The organism is Pseudomonas sp. GM80 (assembly GCF_000282515.1).
GTDB lineage: Bacteria > Pseudomonadota > Gammaproteobacteria > Pseudomonadales > Pseudomonadaceae > Aquipseudomonas.
This window is the reverse complement of sequence record NZ_AKJD01000140.1, coordinates 1-1,281: the sequence shown is the minus strand read 5'-3', so window position 1 is coordinate 1,281 and position 1,281 is coordinate 1. Positions and strand designations below refer to the sequence as shown.

Genomic DNA, 1,281 nt, shown 5'->3' with positions numbered 1-1,281 from the left:
TTCCCACGCTCCGCGTGGGAACCCCGCCATGGACGCTCTGCGTCCGCTGTTGAGGCTGTGACGCGGAGCGTCACGGGATGCTTTCCCACGCAGAGCGTGGGAACGATCACGGGGTGGTTACACCATCCCGCCCAGCTTCAACTCACTCTTCAAATACGCGTAATAAATCGGCCCCGCCACCACCCCCGGCAGGCCGAACGCGGCCTCGAACACCAGCATCGCCAGCAACAACTCCCACGACTTGGCACTGATCTGCCCGCCGACAATGCGCGCGTTGAGGAAGTATTCGAGCTTGTGGATAACGATCAGATAACCCAACGCCGCCACCGCCACCCAGATTGACAGCGACAGGCCGACGATGGTGATCAGTGTGTTGGAAATCAGATTGCCGATCACCGGTAGCAAGCCAAGCAGGAAGGTCAGCACGATCAGGGTTTTGGTCAACGGCAGCTTCACGCCGAACATCGGCAGGATCACCGCGAGGAAGATCCCGGTGAAGAAAGTGTTGAGCAAGGCGATCTTGATCTGCGCGAAGACAATATTGCGAAACGCCTGAACCAGCAGGTGCAGACGGTCGAACAGCGCCGCCGCCAGCGGTTTGCGCTTGGTGACGTCGGGCACGCGCTGCAGGGCGATGATCGCGCCGAGCACCATGCCGATCAGCAGCGTCACAAACATGTGCGCCGCGTCTTTGCCGACCAGTTGCAGTTCGGAGAGATGCTTGCTCAGCCATTCGCCGATCGCTACACGGAATTCACCGGCACTAGCGGGCAGATAGGCGTCGATGAACGGCGGCAATTGCCCGCGCGCACGATCAACCACGCCCATGAATTTATCCAGTGAGGCACCGGGGTTTTCCGCTTCGTGCAGCAGGAAACTGATCGCACCAGCAAAGAGCAGCGCCAGCACGCTGACTACCAACGTACCCAGTAGCGCCACCGCCAGCCAGCGCGCACGTCGACCTTCAATCAACCGCTGCAATTGCGGGGTGAGCATGTTGACCAGTTCGAACACCAGCAACCCGGCCAACAGGCTCGGCAACAAGCGCAACGGCAACACCAACAGCAATCCGCCGAAAATGATAATGCAACTGACCCAGAACACAACATGACGCTCAGAAAACGTTGGCATACAGCCTCAAAACGAACGGCGTAAAAGGATTGGCAGTCTGCCAGCGTTCCGGCGCCGAAGCGAGCACAGGCCCGGGGTGCCCGTCGCGCCGAAAAGATCGCAGCCTGCGGCAGCTCCTACATTCATCTCCTGTAGGCGCTGCCGCAGGCT

General features: G+C 60.0%; 1 protein-coding gene. It reads right to left on the bottom strand.

Annotation, left to right across the window (positions count from 1 at the left end):
- Positions 1-117 precede the first annotated feature (117 nt).
- Entirely contained in the window at positions 118-1,131 is a 1,014-nt protein-coding gene (locus PMI37_RS19945) for an AI-2E family transporter (protein ID WP_008084262.1), read from the bottom strand.
- Positions 1,132-1,281: the final 150 nt, after the last annotated feature.

Bases quoted from the DNA above. Each gene is read 5' to 3' on its own strand.
- PMI37_RS19945 (WP_008084262.1), bottom strand. From the start codon at position 1,131: ATGCCAACGTTTTCTGAGCGTCATGTTGTGTTCTGGGTCAGTTGCATT.